The organism is Comamonas odontotermitis, from assembly GCF_020080045.1.
GTDB lineage: Bacteria > Pseudomonadota > Gammaproteobacteria > Burkholderiales > Burkholderiaceae_C > Comamonas > Comamonas odontotermitis.
This window is the reverse complement of the sequence record NZ_CP083451.1, coordinates 3,911,591-3,931,953: the sequence shown is the minus strand read 5'-3', so window position 1 is coordinate 3,931,953 and position 20,363 is coordinate 3,911,591. Positions and strand designations below refer to the sequence as shown.

The window sequence follows — 20,363 nt, the reverse complement described above, 5'->3', positions numbered from 1 at the left end:
GATTTTCGCTTATGGGGGAAGCGGTAACAGCTATATTTATAGGAGCAATTGAGGTGCAACCTCAAACTTGGTATTCAAAGGTCTTGATGCCCGCGCCGATCAGATCGGGCGTGATATCGAGCGCCCAGGCCGTTGCAATCGCAGCCAGCAGCGCAGGGGTATCGGGCTTCTTGCCGCCGGGCAGCGACAGGGCATCGAGCGTGCCCAGCACGCGTTCCTGCGTGCCGGTGGCCAGCACCACGTTGTTGCCCTTGACGAACACGGCGCGGCCACCTTCGTGCTGGGCTTCGGTGTTGGCGCGGTGGGCGGCTACGGCTTCGTTGCCGGCATCAGTCGAATACAGGATCACTTCGCCGTCGCACAGTTCGGCGAGGTCGGCCACTTCGGGCAGGTCGGCGTTCAGCACGCCTGCACCTTCGTCCAGCACCACATCGATCTGGGTGCGCATCACGCGGCGCATCTGGCCGGGCTCCAGCACATCGTGGTCGGCCAGTTGCTCGTAGCCATCCATGTCGGTGACCACGCCGACCAGGCAGCGGTCGTAGGCGAGGCCTTCTTCGAGGATGGAGCGGGCCGTGGTCTGGATGACGGCGGCCTGGGCCAGCCGGTTGGTGAGCAGACGATGGGCACCAGCCCAGTTGCCGGTATCGGTCTTTTGCGTCTGGCGGTTGGCGATGAACATGCCTTCGCTGCTGGCAACGCCGGTGGCCTTGCCCGACAGTTGCAGCAGCCAGCCCACAAGGCGTGCGATGAAGGCGTTGTTGCGGGTACCAACGATGCCTGCAATGGGAATGCGGCCAGCGCCAGGCCCGTCTTCACGCGGGAAGAGGTGATCGGCAATCGCCATGCCCACGGGGCGCGGCGCGCCGCTGGTGGGCTTGAGGTGCATGAGCAGGCCCGGGCCTGCGTTGACTTCCAGGATCGCGCCCTGGCCCTGCATGGGCTGGGAGACGTCCTTGAGGATCATGTCCATGCCAGCGATGTCGAGGCCCACGATCTTTGCCGCCAATACGGCGTAGTACGCCACGTCGGGGTGCACATCGTCCAGGCAATCGATCGCCATGTTGCCATTGCGTTGCAGCAGCACGCCCTGGCCCTGGGGAATCACGCTGTCCGGGGTGACATGCTGGCGGTTGAGTTCCAGCTTGACGGCGCCGGCTTCCAGGTTGATCCAGTCGAGCGGGTATTCCTGCTCGGGGCCGCGACGCGGGTCCTGGTTCAGCACGGCAACCAGCTCGCGCAGCGTGGCCTTGCCATTGCCGTACACGCTCACGGTTTCGCCCTTGGTGGCGGCGACGACCTTGTCGCCCACCACCAGCAGGCGGTGTTCCACGCCGTCGATGAATTTTTCGACAATGACATCCGAGCCTTCAGGCTCTGCCAGCGCAAAAGCGGCCTTGATGTCTGCTTCTTCAGACAGCTCCAGCGTCACGCCACGGGCGTGGTTGCCGTCCGATGGCTTGACGGTGACGGGGAAGCCGATGTCCTGTGCCACTTCCCAGGCTTCCTCGGGCGATGCGACGATCTGGCCTTCCGGCACAGGTACGCCACAGGCGGTCAGCAGGCGCTTGGTGAAATCCTTGTCCTGGGCAATGCCTTCGGCAATCGCGCTGGTCTGGTCGGATTCAGCCGTCCAGATGCGACGCTGTGCAGCGCCATAGCCCAGCTGCACGAGGTTGCCATCGTTCAGGCGGATATGGGGAATGCGGCGCTCGCTGGCGGCATCGACGATGCAGCCGGTCGACGGGCCGAGGTAGCGGTCATTGATCGCCGTCTTGATGGCATGTACGGCGGGCTTGAGATCGAATGGCTCATCGTTGATGGCCGCCATCAGCAGCTTGTGGCCATGCTCCAGCGCTACGCGGGCTACGGCTTCTTCGGGGCAGCGGAACACCATGCGGTAAACGCCACGCCTGGAGATCTCGCGCGTCTGACCAAACTCGGCAGGCATGCCCGCCAGGTTCAGCAGTTCAATGACCACATGCTCCAGCACATGGCCCATCCAGGTGCCGCCCTCCAGGCGCTGAATGAAGCCGCCGCGCTCGCCGACACCGCAGGTGTGCTCGATCAGGTCGGGCAACCAACTGGTCAGGCGTTCATTGAGGCCGGGAATCTTGTTGGACGGATAGTCTTCCAGCTCTCCCAGATCAAGCCAGACCTCGAGTACCGGGCGGTAGGTCCAGACGCTGGGGCCACGCAGGAAAGTTGTGCGCAAGAGTTGGATGTCGTTGAATTTCGCCATATCAATCAGCGGATAAACATTGGTAACAATTCTGGAGAATTGCCGTCGATGGGAATGCATTGTGCGCCCAAATCGGGCAAGGCGGTGGGCTGTCAGCCCAAATGCATGGTCATGCGTTAATGGGGAGATGGACGGGTGCCAACGTCATTCCGTATCGCCGCAATAATAAGCGGCCTGCCGGCAGCAACGCCGGGCAGCTGCGACCGCCGAGGGCGGGGAAAAACAACGCTATATGCAAAATCACCAATCCGCGGATGCTTCAGCATTCTTTGCTGGCCCTTTGGGGGCCGAACTGCGAGCCAAGCTCAATAACCAAGAAAACGTCTTAGCCGTCGCTCCCGTTGACTTGGGGGCTGATTTGCGTTTTGCCAGCGGTCTGATCGCCCTGACGTCACAGCGGGTTCTGGTGGCCGATCCCACGACCCGGCAGTGGAGCGAGTGGGCGCTTGCTACGGATTTGAGCGTACGCTTCTATGACCATGGCGGTGTAGGTAATCTGGAACTGCACGACACCACACAGCGCCTGGGCCTGTGGCGCATGACCCTGACCCACCAGACCGCCGTGCTGGGGCTGGTGCAGAAATTCGAGCAGCAGCGCGAGCGCCTGTTGCGCAATGAGGCTTACCAGCACCTGGAGGATGAACGCGCCCACTGCCAGGTATGCGGCACCCTGTTGCCCCCTGATGCCGAAGACTGCCCGGCCTGCGCTCGCCAGAACAACGCACCCACCTCCAGCTGGGTGCTGCTGCGCCTGTGGCGGTTTGCCGAGCCCTACAAAATGCAATTGTTGTTGGGTTTTGTGTTGACCTTGCTGTCCACCGCCGCGCACATGGTGGCGCCGTACCTGACGATCCCTTTGATGGACAAGATCCTGATTCCGTTCCAGAACGGCGAAAAGATCGATAAAAGCCTGGTGATGTTCTACCTGGGGGCCTTGCTGGTGTCTGCTCTGGTGGCCTGGGTGCTGGGCTGGGCGCGCACCTTTGTGCTGGCGCGTGTGTCCGAGCGCATCGGCGCCAATCTGCGCACCACCACCTACAACCACCTGCTGAAGCTGTCGCTCGATTTCTACGGCAGCAAGCGCACGGGCGACCTGATGGCGCGCATTGGCGCAGAGACCGACCGCATCAACCTGTTCCTGTCGCTCAACGCGCTGGATTTCGCCACCGATGTGCTGATGATCGTGATGACCTCGGTCATTCTGTTCTCGATCAACCCCTGGCTGGCGCTGGTAACGCTGGTGCCGCTGCCTTTCATCGCCTGGATGATCCACACCGTGCGCGACAAGCTGCGCACCGGCTTCGAGAAGATTGATCGTGTCTGGTCCGAGGTGACCAATGTGCTGGCCGACACCATTCCGGGTATCCGCGTGGTCAAGGCCTTTGCCCAGGAACAGCGCGAAGCCGACCGCTTTGCCCACGCCAACCAGGTCAACCTGGAGGCCAACGACCGCGTCAACAAGACCTGGTCGCTGTTCACCCCCACGGTCACGCTGCTGACCGAGATCGGCCTGCTCATCGTTTGGGCATTCGGTATCTACCTGGTGGCCAACGAGCAGATCACGGTCGGTATCCTGACGGCCTTCATCGCCTACATCGGCCGCTTCTATACCCGGCTGGATTCGATGAGCCGCATTGTCTCCGTCACACAGAAGGCAGCCGCTGGCGCCAAGCGCATCTTCGACATTCTGGACCATGTGAGCAACGTGCCCGACCCGGCGAACCCGGTCAAGCTGGGCAAGGTGCAGGGCGCGATCACCATGGAGAACGTGGGCTTTCGCTATGGCAGCCGCTCGGTCATCAAGGATCTGAACCTGCAGATCAAGCCCGGCGAGATGATTGGCCTGGTGGGCCACAGCGGCTCGGGCAAGAGCACGCTGGTCAACCTGATCAGCCGTTTCTATGACGTGACCGATGGCTCGATCCAGCTCGATGGCGTGGATGTGCGCCGCATTGCGGTGTCGGATTACCGCAGCAACATCGGCCTGGTGCTGCAGGAGCCGTTCCTGTTCTTTGGCACGATTGCCGAAAACATTGCCTATGGCAAGCCGCACGCCACGCGCGAAGAGATCGTGGCTGCCGCCCGCGCTGCCCATGCGCACGAATTCATCCTGCGCCTGCCGCATGGTTACGACTCGCTCGTGGGTGAGCGCGGCCAGGGCCTGTCGGGTGGTGAGCGTCAGCGTATCTCGATTGCACGGGCGCTGCTGATCGATCCGCGCATCCTGATTCTTGACGAGGCAACGTCTGCGGTCGATACTGAAACCGAAAAGGAAATCCAGCGTGCGCTGGACAACCTGGTGCAAGGCCGTACTACGATTGCGATTGCCCACCGCCTGTCTACCCTGCGCAAGGCCGACCGCCTGGTGGTGATGGACCGCGGCGAGATTGTGGAAGTGGGCCCGCACGACGAACTGATGGCCAAGGAAGGTGCCTACTGGCGCCTGTACATGGCCCAGGCCCGCCGCGCCGAAGAAGATGCCGAAGCCGCAGGCGTGGTGACGGTGCGCGCCGCTGGCGTAACCTACGACGTGCAGGCGATTCCCAAAACGAATGCCGAGTCGCTGAACGACAACGCCTGACCATCCGGCGCAGAAAGTACCCGTATGAATACGAACCTCACCCCTGCCGCTCAGGTGGCAGCACCAATGCCGCTCACGCGCAACCCCTTTGGGCGCCTGGTGCTGCAAAAGGAAGACGGAACCAGTGCCGTGGTCAACCCGGTACGCGCCTTTCCGCTGTCTGCCCCGGTGCATGGCATTTCGCTGATTGCCGAAGACGGCAAGGAAGCACTGTGGATTCCCGATCTGGACGCCGTTGATACTGCAGCGCGCGCCTTGCTCGATGAAGACCTGGCCGCGCGCGAGTTCCAGCCGCTGATCGAGCGCATCCTCAGTGTCTCTACCTTCTCCGTGCCCAGCATCTGGGAGGTCGAGACCGACCGTGGCCCGGTACGCATGACCTTGAAGGCGGAAGAAGACATCCGCAAGCTCGGCAGCCGACAGAACCTGTTGATCACGTCGGCAGACGGCATTCACTACAAACTGCCCGACACCACCAGGCTTGACAAGGCGTCGCGCAAGCTGCTGGAGCGCTTCTTGTAAGTACTTGCCGCCGCTATATATCCACCCAGGCCTGCCATGCAGGCCTTTTTCATGCCCGCGATGTGGAATAATGCAACGATGTTGCAATAATTGTCGGTTTACAACGCGCAGTCCACCCCATGTTCCGCCTTCACCCAACCCGCTGCTTCATGGCTCGGCAGGCCAATGGACGGGTGCGTGCGGTCTGCGTGCGTTGGCTCTTGGCCTGCTGCGCTTTGCAGGTGTTCATGGCCATGCTTGGCCAGATGCACCAGGTAGCGCATGCGCCGCGCGCGGGGGCAGCGTTGGAGGCGTGGAAGAACGACGCTGGTGCGCCTAGCTTGCCCGTGCCTGGTATTGCCCAAGCCGCTGCAGATGGCTCCTGGCCCGCCGCAGATAAAAAGGTGGCCGACAACCCGGTGGCCGACAGCCCGGCGACAAGCGGTATCGAGCGCTGGTTTGGCGCGCACGGCAGCGCTGACTGCGAGCTTTTTCACCACTTGGCATTGGGGCCCGCCATGGCCGGTGTGGCCACGGCCTTGCATACCTTCCTGTTTGCACCCGTGCGCAATGCCTGCATGGGGGCCGTACTGTTGCGCCAGAGCCCGGCGCTGTTCTTTGCGCGTGGCCCGCCCACGGCGCTGTTCCATTTCTGAATCAGGTATCTGCGCTGCTGAATGCGCCAGCCGGGCCAGGCTTTTGCTGGGCCGCGGCAACGGGAGTGTGTTGTGTACCCGCGCGATCCTTTGATCTGAAATGGGTTGATGCTATTTAATTTGTAGCTTAAAGCGCTTCATTCATAGGCGCAACAGGCCGTTTCTTTCTATCTTTGGTTGCCTGCCCGCTGGCGTTGCATGCGGGCGCGCAGCCCTTGGGCATGCCATGTCTTATTCTTCCAAATACTTTTCTTCCTTCACGGCGAGTCTGGCGCAACCGGCCATCGTTGCTGCAGTGGCTGCGCTGTGCGCCAGTACGGCCGTGTTTGCACAAAACGCTGCGGACACGCAGCAAGCCCCCGAAGAGGTCACGCTGGGCCAGGTGACGGTGCAGGCCGATGCACTGGCGCGCAGCGTGGATGACCTGACCACGCCTGCCGATGTGCTGACCGGCGACGAGCTGGTACAACGCCGGGGCGCCAACCTGGGCGATACCTTGTCAGGGGAGCCGGGCATTCAGGCAACCCACTTTGGCGCAGGGGCGAGCCGTCCGGTGATCCGTGGCATGGACGGTGCGCGCGTCAAGGTGCTGCAAAGCGGCGCGGCGATCCAGGATGCCTCTACCGTCAGTCCAGACCATCTGGTGACCACCGAACCCATGCTGGCGCGGCAGATCGAGGTATTGCGCGGCCCATCGGCGCTGATCTATGGCGCGGGAGCCATTGGCGGCGTCGTCAATGTGCTGGACGACAAGATTCCCACCAGCGTGCCGAAAAAAGGCTATGAAGGCCAGGTCGAAATGCGCGCGGGCACAGGCGGTGCGGGTGCAGCAGGAGCCGTGTCGGTGACCGGCGGCAGCGGCAATTTCGCCATCCATGCCGAGGGCATGGCCCGCAATGCGCACGATTACCGCGTCGGCAGCGGCTGGGAAGGCGGAGGCAAGGTGGCAGGCAGCCGCTCGCGAGGCAATGATGGCAGCGTTGGCCTCTCCTGGATTGGAGACGACGGCAGCTATCTGGGCGCGGCCTACACGCGGCAGACGGCAAACTATGGCCTGCCTGGCCACAACCATAGTATTGAAGGCTGCCACCTGCATGGCCTGCACCTGCACTGCGGCGGGCATGACCATGGCGACGGCGACCATGAAGATCATGACCACGACCATGAAAGCGGCGATGTACCCGTGGTGCGCCTGAAGAGTGAGCGCTACGATCTGCGCGGCGAGTGGCGCAACCCTGTTGCAGGGATCAGTGCCGTGCGCCTGCGCGGCGGTGTCACGGACTATAAGCACGACGAGGTCGAGGATGGAGCAGTGGCCACCACCTTCCGCAACCGTGCGCACGATCTGCGCCTGGAAGCCGTGCACGAGCCCATTGCCGGATGGACGGGCGTGTTTGGCCTGGAAACCTCACGCCGGCGCTTTAGCGCCGTAGGAGAGGAAGCCTATCTCCAGCCTACCGTTACCCGCCAGAATGGCCTGTTCCTGATGGAGCAGCAGCGGTTTGGCGATGTCAGCGTTGAAGCCGCAGTGCGCCATGACTGGCAGAGTGTCGATGCCGACGAGGCTGGCGGTGGCGAGCGCCGCAGCCACCACGGCACTTCTGCGTCGATAGGAGCAGGCTGGCGCTTCGCCCCCGGCTGGCGCCTGACGAGTCATCTCACCACCGCGACCCGCATGCCGACCGCCGAAGAGCTGTATGCCAATGGCCTGCACATGGCAACGGCCACCTACGAGCTGGGCAATTCGAGGCTGCGCGCCGAGCGCTCCAACAACATCGATCTGGGGCTGGAGCGCAAATTCGATTCCCAGGGCAATACCATTGCCAGTGTCAACCTCTACCGCAACCACATTGCCAACTACATCTACGGCAAGACGCTGGACGCGGTAGACGGTCTGCAACTGCTGCAATACAGCCAGCAGACGGCCACCTTTACCGGGCTGGAAGCCAAGGTGCAGCACAAGATCAATGCCAACTGGCGAGCCACGGTCTGGGGTGATATGGTGCACGCGAGGCTGGATGACGGCAGCCACATCCCGCGCCTGTCTCCCGCACGCGTCGGCTTGCGGCTGGCGGGCCAGTGGGAGCATTGGCGCAGCGAAGCGGAATGGACGCTCGTCAAACGCCAGAACAAGGTGGCGGAATACGAAACCGAAACGCCCGGTTACGGGATGCTGGGCTGGCGCCTGAGCTACCACGACCGCGCCAGCGACGGCTCGCCATGGCAGGCTTACCTGAAGGTGGACAACCTGACCGACAAGCTCGCGTATGCGCACACCTCGTACATCAAGAACGCAGCGCCGCTGCGGGGCCGCTCGGTGACCGTGGGGTTCGTCAAACAGTTCTGATGGCTTGAATTGCCATTGAAAAGGAGCTGCCAGCGCCTTCTGTGAGGCTGCCGGTGGCTCTTTTCATTCATTCTCATGCGGGCAGAGCAGCAAGCCGAGGGCGGCGCCAGCTTCTGCCCTCAGGTGTTGGCAATCCCGCTGCTCACATGGCCGGCGGGCACATGGCGTGCGGCACTGTTGACGTGGCCGGTCTGGTCGTCAAAAAAGAAATCCGGCTCGAACTCGCGCAGGAACTCTCCCTTGGCCAGGCCTCCCAGAAACATCGCCTCGTCCACGCCAATGTTCCAGTCCATCAGGGTGCGGATCGCGCGTTCATGGGCTGGCGCGCTGCGCGCCGTCACCAGGGCCGTGCGGATGCGCATCTGGCTCTGCGTATCTTGCTGCAGGCGGTGCAGGGCGGCCAGCAGGGGTTTGAAAGGGCCATCGGGCAGCGGGTGCGAGGCGCGCTCGATCTCGTGACGCTGGAAAGCATCCAGGCCCTGGGCCTGGTAGACGCGCTCGGCTTCGTCGGAGAACAGCACGGCATCGCCGTCAAAGGCAATGCGTACTTCATGCGGATGGCCGTCGTGCGCCTGAACCGATTCGGTCAGCACGCGCGCCGCTGGAAAACCCAGCTGCAGCGCCTGCTGCACATCCACTGCATTGGCGGAGAGAAACAGGTGCGCGCCCAGCGGCTTGAGGTAGCTGAATGGATCACGCCCTTGTGTGAAAACTCCGCGCTGGATCGAGTCGAGCCCATGCGCCTTGCAGGAGCGGAACACGCGCATGCCGCTGACGGGATCGTTGCGCGACAGGAGTACCACTTCCACCTTCTGGTCGGTGCCGCTGTTGAAAGCCAGGAGCTTCTTGACCAGCGAAAACGCCACGCCCGGAGGTGCAGGTACGTCCAGCTTCTGCATCTGCAGCGCGACATAGGCGCGGTCGTCACCCTGCTCGAACACGAGGTTCTCTTCCTCAAAATTGAACAGCGCCCGTGATGAGATGGCAACGACGAGCTTGTTATCGAGCGTGACGGGCATAGGGTTCTCTACGGACTCAGGGGGCTAAAAATGCGGTGCGACAGATAAGGCCGCACAGCGCCGCATGCGCTAGCGCACAAACTGGTTGAGCTGAATGATGGGCATCAGCACTGCCATCACGATGATGCCGACAACAATGCCCATGCCGACGATGAGCAGCGGCTCCAGGATGGTTGCAAGGCGCATCGACCGGCGCTTGACATCGCCCGCCAGCTGGTTGGCCACGCGCTGCAGCATCTGCGGCAACTCGCCAGTCTGCTCGCCCAGGCGGGCAAACATGGACAGGAGCGCAGGGTAGCGCTTTTTCTGTGCCAGGGCCGATGCCAGCGGCGCGCCTTCGCGCACCATGTCCAGCGCGTCGATGGCATCCTGGCGCATGGCCTGGTTGTTCACGGTCTGCGCAGCAGCCTGCAGGGCTTTCAGAATGGGCACGCCAGCGTTGCTGAGCATGGCCAGCGTGGAGGCAAAACGCGCCGCGTTGTAATTGCGGGCCAGCTTACCGACGATGGGCAACTGCAGCCATGCCGCATCAAAACGTTGTCGAAAATGCGGCTGCCGCAGCGACAGGCGCAGCATCACCGTGCCTACTACCGCCACACCAGCCGCCAGCCACCACCAGTGGCGGATCAGTTCGCTGAAGGCCAGCATGATGCGGGTGAGGATCGGCAGCGCGTGCTTGGTTCCGGCAAATACCTCGGCGACCTGCGGCACTACATAGCTCATCAGCACCATCACCACCACAAAGGCAAAGCAGGTGACGATGGCTGGGTAGAGCGCTGCGCCCACCAGGCTGTTCTTGAGCTGTTCGCGCTCCTCCAGGTCGTCGGCCAGGCGCTCCAGCACACGGTCGAGGTGGCCGCTGTGCTCGCCTGCGTCGATCACGGCGCGGTAGATCTGCGAAAAATCGCGGGGGTAGAGCCCCAGAGCATTGGCAAAGGTTGATCCGCCATTCACCTCGGCCCGCAGGCTGGCCACCAGTTGCCGCTGCGGTTCACTGTCGATCTCTTCCATCAGCGCGGTGAGCGCCCGCTCCAGCGGAAGGCCAGAACTGATGAGGCCTGCGAGCTGACGCGTCCAGACCGCCAGCCCCGTGGCGTTGAAGACCGAACGGCGGCTGCGCGCCACACCGGGCGTCGTGTCGTCGCTGCCGGAGGTGGGCTCGACCACGAGCGGCACCATGGCCTGGGCGCGCAGCTGGTTGCGTGCTGCCTTGGCGCTGTCGGCCTCGATCATTCCCTTGCGGGTCTGGCCCTGGGCGTCTAGAACTTCGTACGAAAAAGCTGGCATGGGTGGCTGAGTGGAACAAGGTGGCACCGGCCACATCCGGTCTATTGTGCCTGATCCCCATGGCACGGCGATGGCATCGCTCCACATGCGCAGGTTGCATGGTCAAGCGATGCCGGTTGCTATCAATTTAGATGGTCTGGCGCGCACCAACCGGGCGGCGAAACCGCTTTTGCGTTAGACCGCAGCGGACGCTTCGGTCTCCATGGGACCGTCCAGTGCGTCGCCGCGCTGCGAGGCCGGGCGCTGCAGCAGGGGCTCGGCGTAGGTCTTGAACTCAGGCAGAGACGGAAGGCTGCCTTCCATCATGCCCCAGCCGATGTAGCTGGCAAGGCACAGGTCAGCAGCGGTGAAATGGTTGCCGCACACATAACGCTTGCCCTGGACGGCCAGCTGCAGGCTGCGAACCACATCGTCAAAACGGCCAAAGCCGGCGCGTAGGGCCTGCTCGTTCGTCTGTTGGGCCAGCCAGCCTTCGGCCTTGGCGGTGATGGCGGCTTCCACCGGCCCCGCCACGAAAAACAGCCAACGGTAGTAGGTGCCGCGTGCCGGATCGCCGAGCGCTGGAGCCAATTGCTTTTGTGGAAACAGATCGGCCAGGTAGGCCAGGATGGCGGCGGTCTCGGTGATCACCGTGTCGCCATGCTGCAGTGCGGGTACCTTGCCCATGGGGTTGAGCGCCAGGTACTCCGGCGCCTTCATTGTGGTGCCGAATTCCAGTGGCACGGGCTCATAGGTGGCGCCGCATTCCTCCAGCATCCAGCGTACGATGCGGGCGCGCGATTGGGGGTGGTAGAAAAAGCGAAGTGGAGCGGGGTTGTGAGCGTTCACGGTATGTCCTTGTCGTCATGGCGAAGCTGCCATGCAGGCAATGTAGAAAGAGGCGCTGACAGTTTTTGTCAGCAGTGAACAGGTTCTCGGAGCCTCAGCGTCTTCTAATCCAGCGTGTAACCCGTCTCGGCCAGCCAGCGCTGGATCAGGTGCTGGCGCGCCTCTGGGTAACGCTCACCCAGGTCTTGAAGGTGGTGCACGCGGTCGGCGCGGAAATGGCGAAACGCCTGGCGCAGCTCGCACCAGGCGGTGACGACCCGGCTGCGCTCAAAATAGGCCATGGCCACGGGCCATACCAGGCGCTCGGTCAAGGTGCCATGCTGGTCCTGGTAGTGCAGCACTACCTTGTGCTCGGCGCGGATGGCGCGGCGCAGCGCGGCCTGCCAAGCCTCTGGCGCAGGAGTCTCATGCATATTGGGCACCAGCAGTCCGCTGGTGTCAACGGCAATGCGCAAGTCCAGCGGCAGCGCGGTTCGGATGCGGGCCATGGCAGCTTCGGCGGCCCGGGCAAGGTGAGGATCTGCCTGCAGGCTGGCCCAGCGTGCGCCCAGCAGCAAGGCCTCCAGCTCATCGGCGTTGAACATCAAGGGCGGCAGCAGAAAACCGGGTCGCATCTCGAATCCCACGCCAGGGTCACCTTCAATGGCAGCGCCTTGTTCACGCAGGCTGGCGATATCGCGGTAGAGCGTGCGCAGGCTGATGTCCAGGGTCTGGGCCAATGCTGGCCCGGTTTGTGGCTGGCGCGCGCGGCGCAGCAGATCGAGCAGTTGCAGTAGACGGGCAGAACGGGACATGGCGCAAGCATAGCGCGCCTGTGCCGAGGGGCTGTGGAGAGAGGCGCAAAAAAGCCTGGCCAGCACTCGTCGAAGAAGCGGTTTCCTTCCGGGCCACGCTTGCCATAAAAAAGGCCGACTCTGTCAGCCGGCCTTTCACTCGCAATGCCAACGGGTGTTTTATGCGGGCGCTTTCTGCCCGATCTCGAAGTTGGCCTGGATCTCCAGTGCGCGCACCAGGCCCGAATGGTCCCAGCCTGCGCCGCCATGTGCCACGCAGCTGTTGAACAGCTCCTGCGCCTGTGCCGTGTTGGGCAGCGATACACCCAATTGCCGTGCGCTGGAGAGCGCCAGGTTCAGATCCTTCTGGTGCAGCGCGATGCGGAAACCCGGGTCGAAGGTGCGCTTGATCATGCGCTCGGCGTGCACTTCCAGAATCTTCGAAGAAGCGAAGCCACCCAGCAGCGCTTCGCGCACGCGGGCAGGGTCGGCGCCAGCGCGCGATGCGAACAGCAATGCCTCGGCCACCGCCTCGATGTTCAGTGCCACGATGATCTGATTGGCGACTTTGGCGGTCTGGCCGTCGCCATTGCAGCCCACGAGCGTGATGTTCTTGCCCATCTTCTCAAAGAGCGGCTTGACGCGCTCGAAGGCGGCGTCCGGGCCACCGACCATGATGGACAGCGTGGCATTCTTGGCGCCGACTTCGCCACCGGAGACGGGCGCGTCCAGGTACTGAACACCCAGGGCCTGGATGCGCTTGGCAAATTCCTTGGTGGCAACAGGCGAGATGGAGGACATGTCGACCACGATCTTGCCTGTGCTGCCCTTGAGGCCTGCAGCCAGGCCGTCTTCGGCGAACAGGACTTCTTCGACATCAGGCGTGTCGGGCACCATCACGAAGATGATGTCCGCCCGCTCGGCCACACCGCGCACGGTGGTGCATTGGGTCGCGCTGCTTTCAGCGATGTTCGCAGGCATCTTGCCTCGGGTATTGACGAACAGCTGGTGGCCGGCCGCGATCAGGTGGCTGCACATGGGTGCGCCCATGATGCCCAGGCCGATGAAACCGAGCTTGAGGGGCGTTGCATTCATGAAGAGATCTCCTTGGTTTTCTTGAATATCAATTTCTATAGTGGATGGCGCTTATCAGGCGGCCACGGCAGCGCATTTCTGGCCTGCAACAGTCTCGATCCAGCGCAGCCCGGATTCGGTGTCTTTGGCGGGCTTGTACTCGCAGCCGACCCAGCCGGTGTAGCCGATGCGGTCCAGGTGCGAGAACAGGAAGGGGTAGTTGATCTCGCCCGAGCCCGGCTCGTTGCGGCCCGGGTTGTCGGCCAACTGCACGTGGCCGATGCGGGCCAGATGCTTTTGCAGGGTGGCTGCCAGTTCGCCTTCGGTGCGCTGGGCATGGTAGATGTCGTACTGCACAAAGGCGTTGGCGGCGCCCACTTCGTCCAGAATGTCCAGCGCCTGGTCCGTGCGGTTCAGGTAGAAGCCGGGAATGTCGAACGGGTTGATGGGTTCGACCAGCAGGCGCAGGTTGGCCATCTTGAGCGCTGCGGCGGCAAAGCGCAGGTTTTCGACGAAGGTGCGGCGCAGCGTGGTTGCGTCCACACCTGCCGGTACCTTGCCGGCCAGGCAGTTGAGCTGAGGCACGCTCAGTGCGTGGGCATAGGTCACGGCCTTGGCCACACCGGCGCGGAATTCATCCACGCGCCTGGGGTCGCAGGCGATGCCGCGCTCACCCGCATCCCAGTCGCCCGCAGGCAGGTTGTGCAGCACGATCTGCAGGCCTGTGGCGTTGAGCCGCTCCTGTATTTCTTCGACCGTGTGGGCATAGGGAAACAGAAATTCGACAGCTTCAAAGCCTGCATTGGCGGCGCGCTCGAAACGCTCGAGGAAGGGTACCTCGGTAAACAGCATGCTGAGATTGGCAGCAAAACGGGGCATGGCAAAACTCCAGTGAAAAAGGGGAACGTTCAATCCAGCAGGGCGAGCGCGCTGGGGGCATCGGCCTTGCCTGCGGCCAGACCCTCGAACTCGACCACGTTGTCGATTTCGGTGCCCATGGCGATATTGGTCACGCGCTCCAGAATGCATTCGATGACGACCGGTGTCTGGTGCTCGGCCATCCAGGCTTCGGCCTGTTGCATGGCGGGGGCAAAGTCTTCGGGACGGTGCACGCGGATGGCCTTGCACCCCAGGCCCTCGACGACCTTGACGTGGTCCACGCCATAACCGCGCGCGGCCTCATCCTCGCTCATGTTGATGTTGTCGAAGGCGAGCTGCACGCAGTAGTCGATACTGAAGGCGCGCTGCGCCTGGCGGATCAGACCCAGGTAGCTGTTGTTGACCAGCACATGGACGTAGGGCAGCTTGAACTGCGCTCCCACGGCCAGCTCCTCGATCATGAACTGGAAGTCGTAGTCGCCGGACAGGGCCACGATCTTGCGCTTGGGATCGGCCACGCGCACACCCAGGGCGGCAGGCGTGGTCCAGCCCAGTGGGCCTGCCTGGCCGCAGTTGATCCAGTTGCGGGGCTTGTACACGTGCAGGAACTGGGCGCCTGCAATCTGTGACAGGCCGATGGTGGATACATAGGTGGTGTCGCGGTCCAGCGAGCGGTTCATGCATTGGTACACGCGCTGAGGCTTCATCGGTACATTGTCGAAGTTGGTCTTGCGCAGGTATTCGACGCTGTTCTTGCGGCCCTGGCACTCGGAGACCCAGGCGCTGCGGTCCTTGAGCTTGCCCGCAGCTTTCCATTCGCGGGCCACGGCAACGAATTGCTCCAGCGCCGCTTTGGCGTCGGAGACGATGCCATAGTCGGGCGCGAACACGCGGCCGATTTGGGTGGGTTCAATGTCCACGTGGATGAATTTGCGGCCCTTGGTGTACACATCGACCGAGCCGGTGTGGCGGTTGGCCCAGCGGTTGCCGATGCCGAACACGAAGTCCGATGCCAGCATGGTGGCGTTGCCATAGCGGTGGCTGGTTTGCAGACCGCACATGCCTGCCATCAATGGGTGGTCGTCGGGGATGGTGCCCCAGCCCATCAGTGTGGGGATTACGGGCACGTTCAGCGTTTCTGCCAGCTCCACGAGCAGGTCGGCCGCGTCGGCATTGATGACGCCGCCGCCGGAGACGATCAAGGGACGCTCGGATGTGTTGAGCATTTCGATGGCCTTCTCGGCCTGCTTGCGCGAGGCAGCAGGCTTGTAAGCAGGCAGTGGCTCGTAGGTGTCGATGTCGAATTCGATCTCTGCCAGTTGCACGTCGATGGGCAGATCGATCAGCACGGGGCCGGGGCGGCCGGAGCGCATCAGATGGAACGCCTGCTGGAAGGCGCGTGGCACCTGGGCGGGCTCCAGCACAGTGGTGGCCCACTTGGTGACGGATTTGGCAATGGATGCGATATCTACGGCCTGAAAGTCTTCCTTGTGCAGGCGGGCACGTGGTGCCTGGCCGGTGATGCACAGGATCGGGATGGAATCGGCACTGGCCGAATACAGGCCGGTGATCATGTCGGTACCCGCCGGGCCGCTGGTGCCGATGCACACACCGATGTTGCCTGCGACGGCGCGGGTATAGCCTTCGGCCATGTGGCTCGCGCCCTCGACGTGGCGGGCCAGGATGTGGCCGATGCCGCCGTGGTCCTTCATTGCTGCGTACAGCGGATTGATTGCAGCGCCGGGCACGCCGAATGCAACGGTCACACCTTCCTTTTCGAGCACGCGGACTGCGGCTTCGATTGCTTTCATTTTGGCCATGAGGTCTCCTTTACAACTGGGATTGACTGTATTGAAGACAAACGCTTGCCGGAAGGCGCATGCAGACCATAAAATTTATTCCACTCAAGAATAGATAAGAGCGTTTCGCTTGGAGCGCCGCGCCGCCAGCATCTGCGTTCAGGTGCAACGGCGGCATTGCGCGCGGTTCGGGCAGAACACTTCAAGGAGACAAAATCATGGACAGACTCGATGCCATGCACATGTTTGTGCGCGTGGTGGAGACCGGCAGCTTCACCAAGGTGGCGCAGGAGTTCTCCACCACCCAACCCACCGTGACCAAGCAGGTTGCGGCCATGGAGGCGCGGTTGAAGGTACGCCTGCTCAACCGCAATACGCGCGGCGTGAGCCTGACCGAGGCTGGCGCGCTTTACTACGAAAAATGCAAGCTCATCGTGAGTGATGTGGCCGAGGCCGAGAACGTGGTCAAGGTGCGGCAGACGCAGGTGCAAGGCCAGTTGCGCATTGGCAGCTCGGTCGCCTTCGGGAGACGCGTGTTGATTCCGCTGGCGATGGAATTCATGAAGCACAACCCCCAGGTGCAGGTGGACCTGAGCTTTGAGGACCGCTACACCGATCTGGTGGCCAATGGCATTGATGTAGCACTGCGCCTGGGCAAGCTGGCAGATTCTTCGCTGGGCGCGCGCATGCTGGGCGTGAACCCCTGGACGCTGGTGGCGTCGCCATCGTATCTGCGCAAGCATGGAACGCCACGCAGGCCATCCGATCTGAAAGAGCACTCCGCGCTGATCTACAGCAGCGTGCAGGGCAACGATATCTGGCGGCTGCGCAATGCCAGTGGTGAGCCGGTCTCGGTACCTGTGACGGGGCGCTTGCGCTCCAATAACTTATCGGCCTTGCTGGCTGCCGCGCGCTCGCACATGGGTATCGCGGCATTGCCGCGTTATGTGGCGCATGAATCGCTGAAAGACGGCCGTGTGGTCGAGGTGCTCAAGACCTGCCGCCTGCCCGAGCAGGAGATCCACGCCGTCTACCCGTCGCCGCGCCTTGTACCGCAGAAGGTGCAGTCGTTCATCGCGTTTCTGCAAGGCACCTTCGATGCTGCCTGGTGGGAGAATCTGCCCAATGGTGGCTAGCGGGATTTGAAGGGCGTGATGCTTTGAGGCGCTTTTCAATCAAGCGCTCATTGCTATAAAAATTAAAGCAATCAAAGCACCAGAATTGCCCGGAAATCGTTGACGTTGGTATGCGTGGGGCCGGTCACCACGAGGTCATTGAGTGCCAGAAAATAACCATAGGCATCGTTGCGGTCCAGATGGTCGCTGATGCGCAGACTCATGGCTGCTGCGCGTTGCAGGGTGTCTGGTGCCACGCGTGCGCCGGCATTGTCTTCCACGCCGTCGATGCCGTCGGTATCGGCGGCCAGGGCCCAGACCTTTTCCTGGCCCTGTAGTGCTTGCGCCAGGCCCATGCAGAATTCCCCCGCGCGGCCGCCGCGCCCCTTGGCGGCGCCAGGCTGGCGGGGGCGGATGGTCACCGTTGTTTCGCCACCCGAGAGAATGACGCAGGGCCGTGCAAATGGCATGCCATGGCGGGCTACGGCGCGCGCCATGGCGGCATGCACCTTGCCTACTTCGCGTGATTCGCCTTCGATTTCGTCCGACAGCACATGGGCGGCGATACCGGCCGAGCGCGCGGCTGCGGCTGCGGCGTCCAGCGATTGCTGGGGCGTGGCGATCAGGTGGACTTCATGGCCTGCAAAGCGTGGATCGCCAGGCTTGGGCGTTTCCAGTGTTCCATCTTCCAACGCGGCACGCACGGAGTCGGGCACGCTGATCTGGTAGCGATCCAGGATGGCCAGAGCATCTGCGCAGGTCGATGCATCGGGCACCGTGGGGCCGCTGGCGATGATCGAGGGATCGTCACCGGGCACGTCGCTGATGGTCAGCGTTACCACCTTGGCCGGGTGGCAGGCGGCAGCGAGGCGACCGCCTTTGATACGTGAGAGGTGTTTGCGCACGCAGTTCATCTCGCTGATGGCGGCACCGCTCTCGAGCAGGGCCTTGTTGATGCGCTGCTTCTCCTGCAGATCAATGCCTTCGGCTGGGAGTGTCAGCAGGGCCGATCCACCGCCTGAGATGAGGCACAGCACCAGATCATCCGCCGTCAATCCTTCGGTCAGCGCCAGTATGCGCTCGGCTGCGGCAAGGCCTGCCGCATCGGGTACGGGGTGCGCAGCTTCCACGATTTCCAGACGCTGGGGCAGTCCTTGCGGGCGCGGCGGAATATGGTCGTAACGCGTAACCACTAGGCCTGACAGCGGTGCATCTTTTGGCCACAGCGCTTCGAGTGCCTGGGCCATGGAGCCGCCCGCCTTGCCCGCGCCCAGCACCACCGTGCGGCCCTTGGGTGGCTTTGGCAGATGCTGCGCCATGCTGTGCAGGGGCTGCGCGCGCTGCACAGCGGTGCGGTACAGGTCCAGAAGAAACTGCTGGGGATCGCGGCGGGGATCGGCCAGCACGGGGTGCGGTGCGTTGTTCATGGTGTGGTGTCTCCACTGGCCATTATGAAAGCAGCCACCGGCCATGGGCGGAATATGCATTATTCCTGCCAGGGCTTGCACACACGGGGCAGCAAGTCCTGCGGGCGTGTCAGCCTGGAGTGACCTGATGCGCCGTATGAGCAGGTATTTGACTAGCCAAGCGGCGGTGTGCGGTTGCCCCAGTCGGTGTAGTACACACCGTCCGTGCCTTTTCGGATGTAGGCATAGGCAGGGCCGGCGTGTGTATCCCCATGGGCGTTGGCCTTGTCAGGAATGCGCCAGTAGTACACCGTGCCATCCGGTTCAGGGTAGTTGCCCATGTACTCCAGATCCTGGGCCTGGACGGCATGGGCGTCTTGCAGAGACTGGCCCAGTTCCATGCGCACATAGCGCGGCAGCGCGCGCTCCTGTGCATCGCTCAGGCCCGTGTGTCCCAGCCAGGGAGCGCTTTCCTGGATCTGTGCTTCGTTCTGCAGTTGTTCCTGCTTGGTGCGGTATTCGCGGCGGAACTCCGGCGTCTTCATGTGCGCAGCGAGCTGAGGGTCTTCGTTGGCAGCGGGGGATGCTGGCAAAGCCGCCGCCTGTGGCTGGGCAGGCGCGGATGTGGAGGGCGGGTCTTCAGGCGGCTGCTGAATGCAGCCAGCCAGCAGGGTGCTGAGCGCACAGGCGCTCAATACCCCGGTCAGGGCAATTCGTGGGGAGACGGACATGCCCCAAGCATAGCGCGGCTGTACACCCTTGCCGTGTGCTTTAAGTGAAAAGACGCAGCAGCGTACGAATGATGGGCGCTAATAGCTATCAAAATGATAGTTTTTAACCCCAGGAACGCACGGCCTGTGCGGCAATATCCAGCGAGCGAAGGCGCAGTTCTCCGTCGTAGACGTCACTCACCAGCATCAGCTCATCGGCGCCGGTGGAGTCGGCCAACTGCCGCATGCGTTGTTGCACACGATCAGGCCCGCCAATCGATGCAACGGCGAGAAAGCCTTCAATGGCCTGGCGCTCGGCGTCGTTCAGTTTTTCCATGAAGCCTTCCACCGGACGCGGCAGCAAGCCGCGCTGGCCCGTCAGGATGCCGAGCACGCGTTGGTAGGTGCTGCTGGCCAGGTACTCAGCCTCAGCGTCGGTGGGCGCGGCGATCACGGGTGCGCCAACGATCACATAGGGCTTGGCGAGGGCGGCAGACGGTTTGAACAGGTCGCGATACAGCTGCACTGCCTGGTACAGCATGCGCGGCGCAAAATGTGATGCAAACGCATAGGGCAGGCCGAGGTGCGCGGCCAACTGGGCAGAAAAGAGGCTGGAGCCCAGCAGCCAGATCGGCACACGGGTGCCTGCGCCTGGTGTGGCAATGAGCTTTTGGCCCGGCTCTGCATCGGCCAGCAGGCGTTGCAGCTCCATCACATCGCGGGGAAAGTCTTCTTCGCTCTCGACCCGGTCGCGGCGCAGGGCGCGCATGGTCATGCCGTCGGTACCAGGGGCACGGCCCAGGCCCAGATCGATGCGGCCCGGGTACAGCTCTGCCAGGGTGCCAAAGGCTTCGGCCACCACCAGTGGGGCATGGTTGGGCAGCATGATGCCGCCCGAGCCCACGCGGATATGCTGTGTAGCCCCGGCGATATGGCCAATCAGCACGGCGGTGGACGAGCTGGCAATGCCCGGCATGTTGTGGTGCTCCGCCAGCCAGTACCGTGCAAAGCCAAGGGATTCGACATGCTGCGCGGTGCGCACCGCCAGTTGCAGCGCCTGGGCGACCGTGCCGCCTTCGCGCACGGCCACCAGATCCAACATCGAAAGGGCGGGTCGTTTGTGTGTCTCAGTCATGCAGATATTCT

General features: G+C 62.9%; 16 protein-coding genes. 5 read left to right on the top strand and 11 right to left on the bottom strand.

The window, feature by feature from the left end:
* Positions 1–61: 61 nt before the first annotated feature.
* The gene (locus LAD35_RS18120) at positions 62–2,242 is read right to left on the bottom strand and encodes a cyanophycin synthetase (RefSeq protein ID WP_224150343.1); all 2,181 of its coding nucleotides are present in this window, start codon (positions 2,240–2,242) and stop codon (positions 62–64) included.
* 232 nt (positions 2,243–2,474) lie between these two features.
* Here LAD35_RS18120 and LAD35_RS18115 point away from each other — a divergent pair, with 232 nt between their 5' ends.
* The 4 genes from LAD35_RS18115 (at position 2,475) to LAD35_RS18100 (ending at position 8,327) form a co-directional block, all read left to right on the top strand.
* Positions 2,475–4,823: a cyanophycin metabolism-associated ABC transporter gene (locus LAD35_RS18115; RefSeq protein WP_224150342.1), complete on the top strand. Its 2,349-nt coding sequence runs from the start codon at positions 2,475–2,477 to the stop codon at positions 4,821–4,823.
* A gap of 24 nt (positions 4,824–4,847) precedes the next feature.
* Positions 4,848–5,345: a cyanophycin metabolism-associated DUF1854 family protein gene (locus LAD35_RS18110; RefSeq protein WP_224150341.1), complete on the top strand. Its 498-nt coding sequence runs from the start codon at positions 4,848–4,850 to the stop codon at positions 5,343–5,345.
* Positions 5,346–5,464: 119 nt separating this feature from the next.
* Positions 5,465–5,980 carry a hypothetical protein gene (locus tag LAD35_RS18105; protein ID WP_224150340.1) on the top strand — a complete coding sequence of 172 codons (516 nt, stop codon included), beginning with the start codon at positions 5,465–5,467 and terminating at the stop codon, positions 5,978–5,980.
* 226 nt (positions 5,981–6,206) lie between these two features.
* The gene (locus LAD35_RS18100) at positions 6,207–8,327 is read left to right on the top strand and encodes a TonB-dependent receptor domain-containing protein (RefSeq protein WP_224150339.1); all 2,121 of its coding nucleotides are present in this window, start codon (positions 6,207–6,209) and stop codon (positions 8,325–8,327) included.
* Between the two features lie 119 nt (positions 8,328–8,446).
* On the opposite strand, the gene LAD35_RS18095 is transcribed toward LAD35_RS18100, so the two are convergent.
* The 7 genes from LAD35_RS18095 to gcl form a co-directional block, all read right to left on the bottom strand.
* The gene (locus tag LAD35_RS18095) at positions 8,447–9,346 is read right to left on the bottom strand and encodes a 5'-nucleotidase (protein ID WP_224150338.1); all 900 of its coding nucleotides are present in this window, start codon (positions 9,344–9,346) and stop codon (positions 8,447–8,449) included.
* Positions 9,347–9,415: 69 nt separating this feature from the next.
* A complete protein-coding gene (gspF, locus tag LAD35_RS18090; RefSeq protein ID WP_224150337.1) occupies positions 9,416–10,633 on the bottom strand; it encodes a type II secretion system inner membrane protein GspF in 1,218 nt (405 codons plus the stop codon).
* A 174-nt stretch (positions 10,634–10,807) separates the two neighbouring features.
* The gene (locus tag LAD35_RS18085) at positions 10,808–11,461 is read right to left on the bottom strand and encodes a glutathione S-transferase family protein (RefSeq protein ID WP_224150336.1); all 654 of its coding nucleotides are present in this window, start codon (positions 11,459–11,461) and stop codon (positions 10,808–10,810) included.
* A 104-nt stretch (positions 11,462–11,565) separates the two neighbouring features.
* A complete protein-coding gene (locus tag LAD35_RS18080) occupies positions 11,566–12,255 on the bottom strand; it encodes a helix-turn-helix transcriptional regulator (protein ID WP_224150335.1) in 690 nt (229 codons plus the stop codon).
* Between the two features lie 159 nt (positions 12,256–12,414).
* Positions 12,415–13,329, bottom strand: coding sequence for a 2-hydroxy-3-oxopropionate reductase (gene glxR / locus LAD35_RS18075; RefSeq protein WP_224150334.1), 915 nt, complete (start codon positions 13,327–13,329; stop codon positions 12,415–12,417).
* A 54-nt stretch (positions 13,330–13,383) separates the two neighbouring features.
* Complete coding sequence (gene hyi, locus LAD35_RS18070; RefSeq protein ID WP_224150333.1) at positions 13,384–14,187, bottom strand: hydroxypyruvate isomerase; 804 nt, start codon at positions 14,185–14,187, stop codon at positions 13,384–13,386.
* A gap of 29 nt (positions 14,188–14,216) precedes the next feature.
* Positions 14,217–16,007 (bottom strand): glyoxylate carboligase, encoded by a 1,791-nt coding sequence (gene gcl, locus LAD35_RS18065; protein WP_224150332.1) that lies wholly within the window; start codon positions 16,005–16,007, stop codon positions 14,217–14,219.
* A gap of 197 nt (positions 16,008–16,204) precedes the next feature.
* Here gcl and LAD35_RS18060 point away from each other — a divergent pair, with 197 nt between their 5' ends.
* Complete coding sequence (locus LAD35_RS18060; protein ID WP_224150331.1) at positions 16,205–17,122, top strand: LysR family transcriptional regulator; 918 nt, start codon at positions 16,205–16,207, stop codon at positions 17,120–17,122.
* 71 nt (positions 17,123–17,193) lie between these two features.
* On the opposite strand, the gene LAD35_RS18055 is transcribed toward LAD35_RS18060, so the two are convergent.
* The 3 genes from LAD35_RS18055 to LAD35_RS18045 all read right to left on the bottom strand — a co-directional run bounded on the left by LAD35_RS18055 (position 17,194) and on the right by LAD35_RS18045 (position 20,352).
* Complete coding sequence (locus tag LAD35_RS18055; RefSeq protein WP_224150330.1) at positions 17,194–18,528, bottom strand: glycerate kinase type-2 family protein; 1,335 nt, start codon at positions 18,526–18,528, stop codon at positions 17,194–17,196.
* A 152-nt stretch (positions 18,529–18,680) separates the two neighbouring features.
* Positions 18,681–19,238 carry a hypothetical protein gene (locus tag LAD35_RS18050; protein WP_224150329.1) on the bottom strand — a complete coding sequence of 186 codons (558 nt, stop codon included), beginning with the start codon at positions 19,236–19,238 and terminating at the stop codon, positions 18,681–18,683.
* A gap of 103 nt (positions 19,239–19,341) precedes the next feature.
* On the bottom strand, positions 19,342–20,352 hold the full coding sequence (locus LAD35_RS18045) for an LLM class flavin-dependent oxidoreductase (protein WP_224150328.1): 1,011 nt from the start codon (positions 20,350–20,352) through the stop codon (positions 19,342–19,344).
* Between the last annotated feature and the right edge of the window lie 11 nt (positions 20,353–20,363).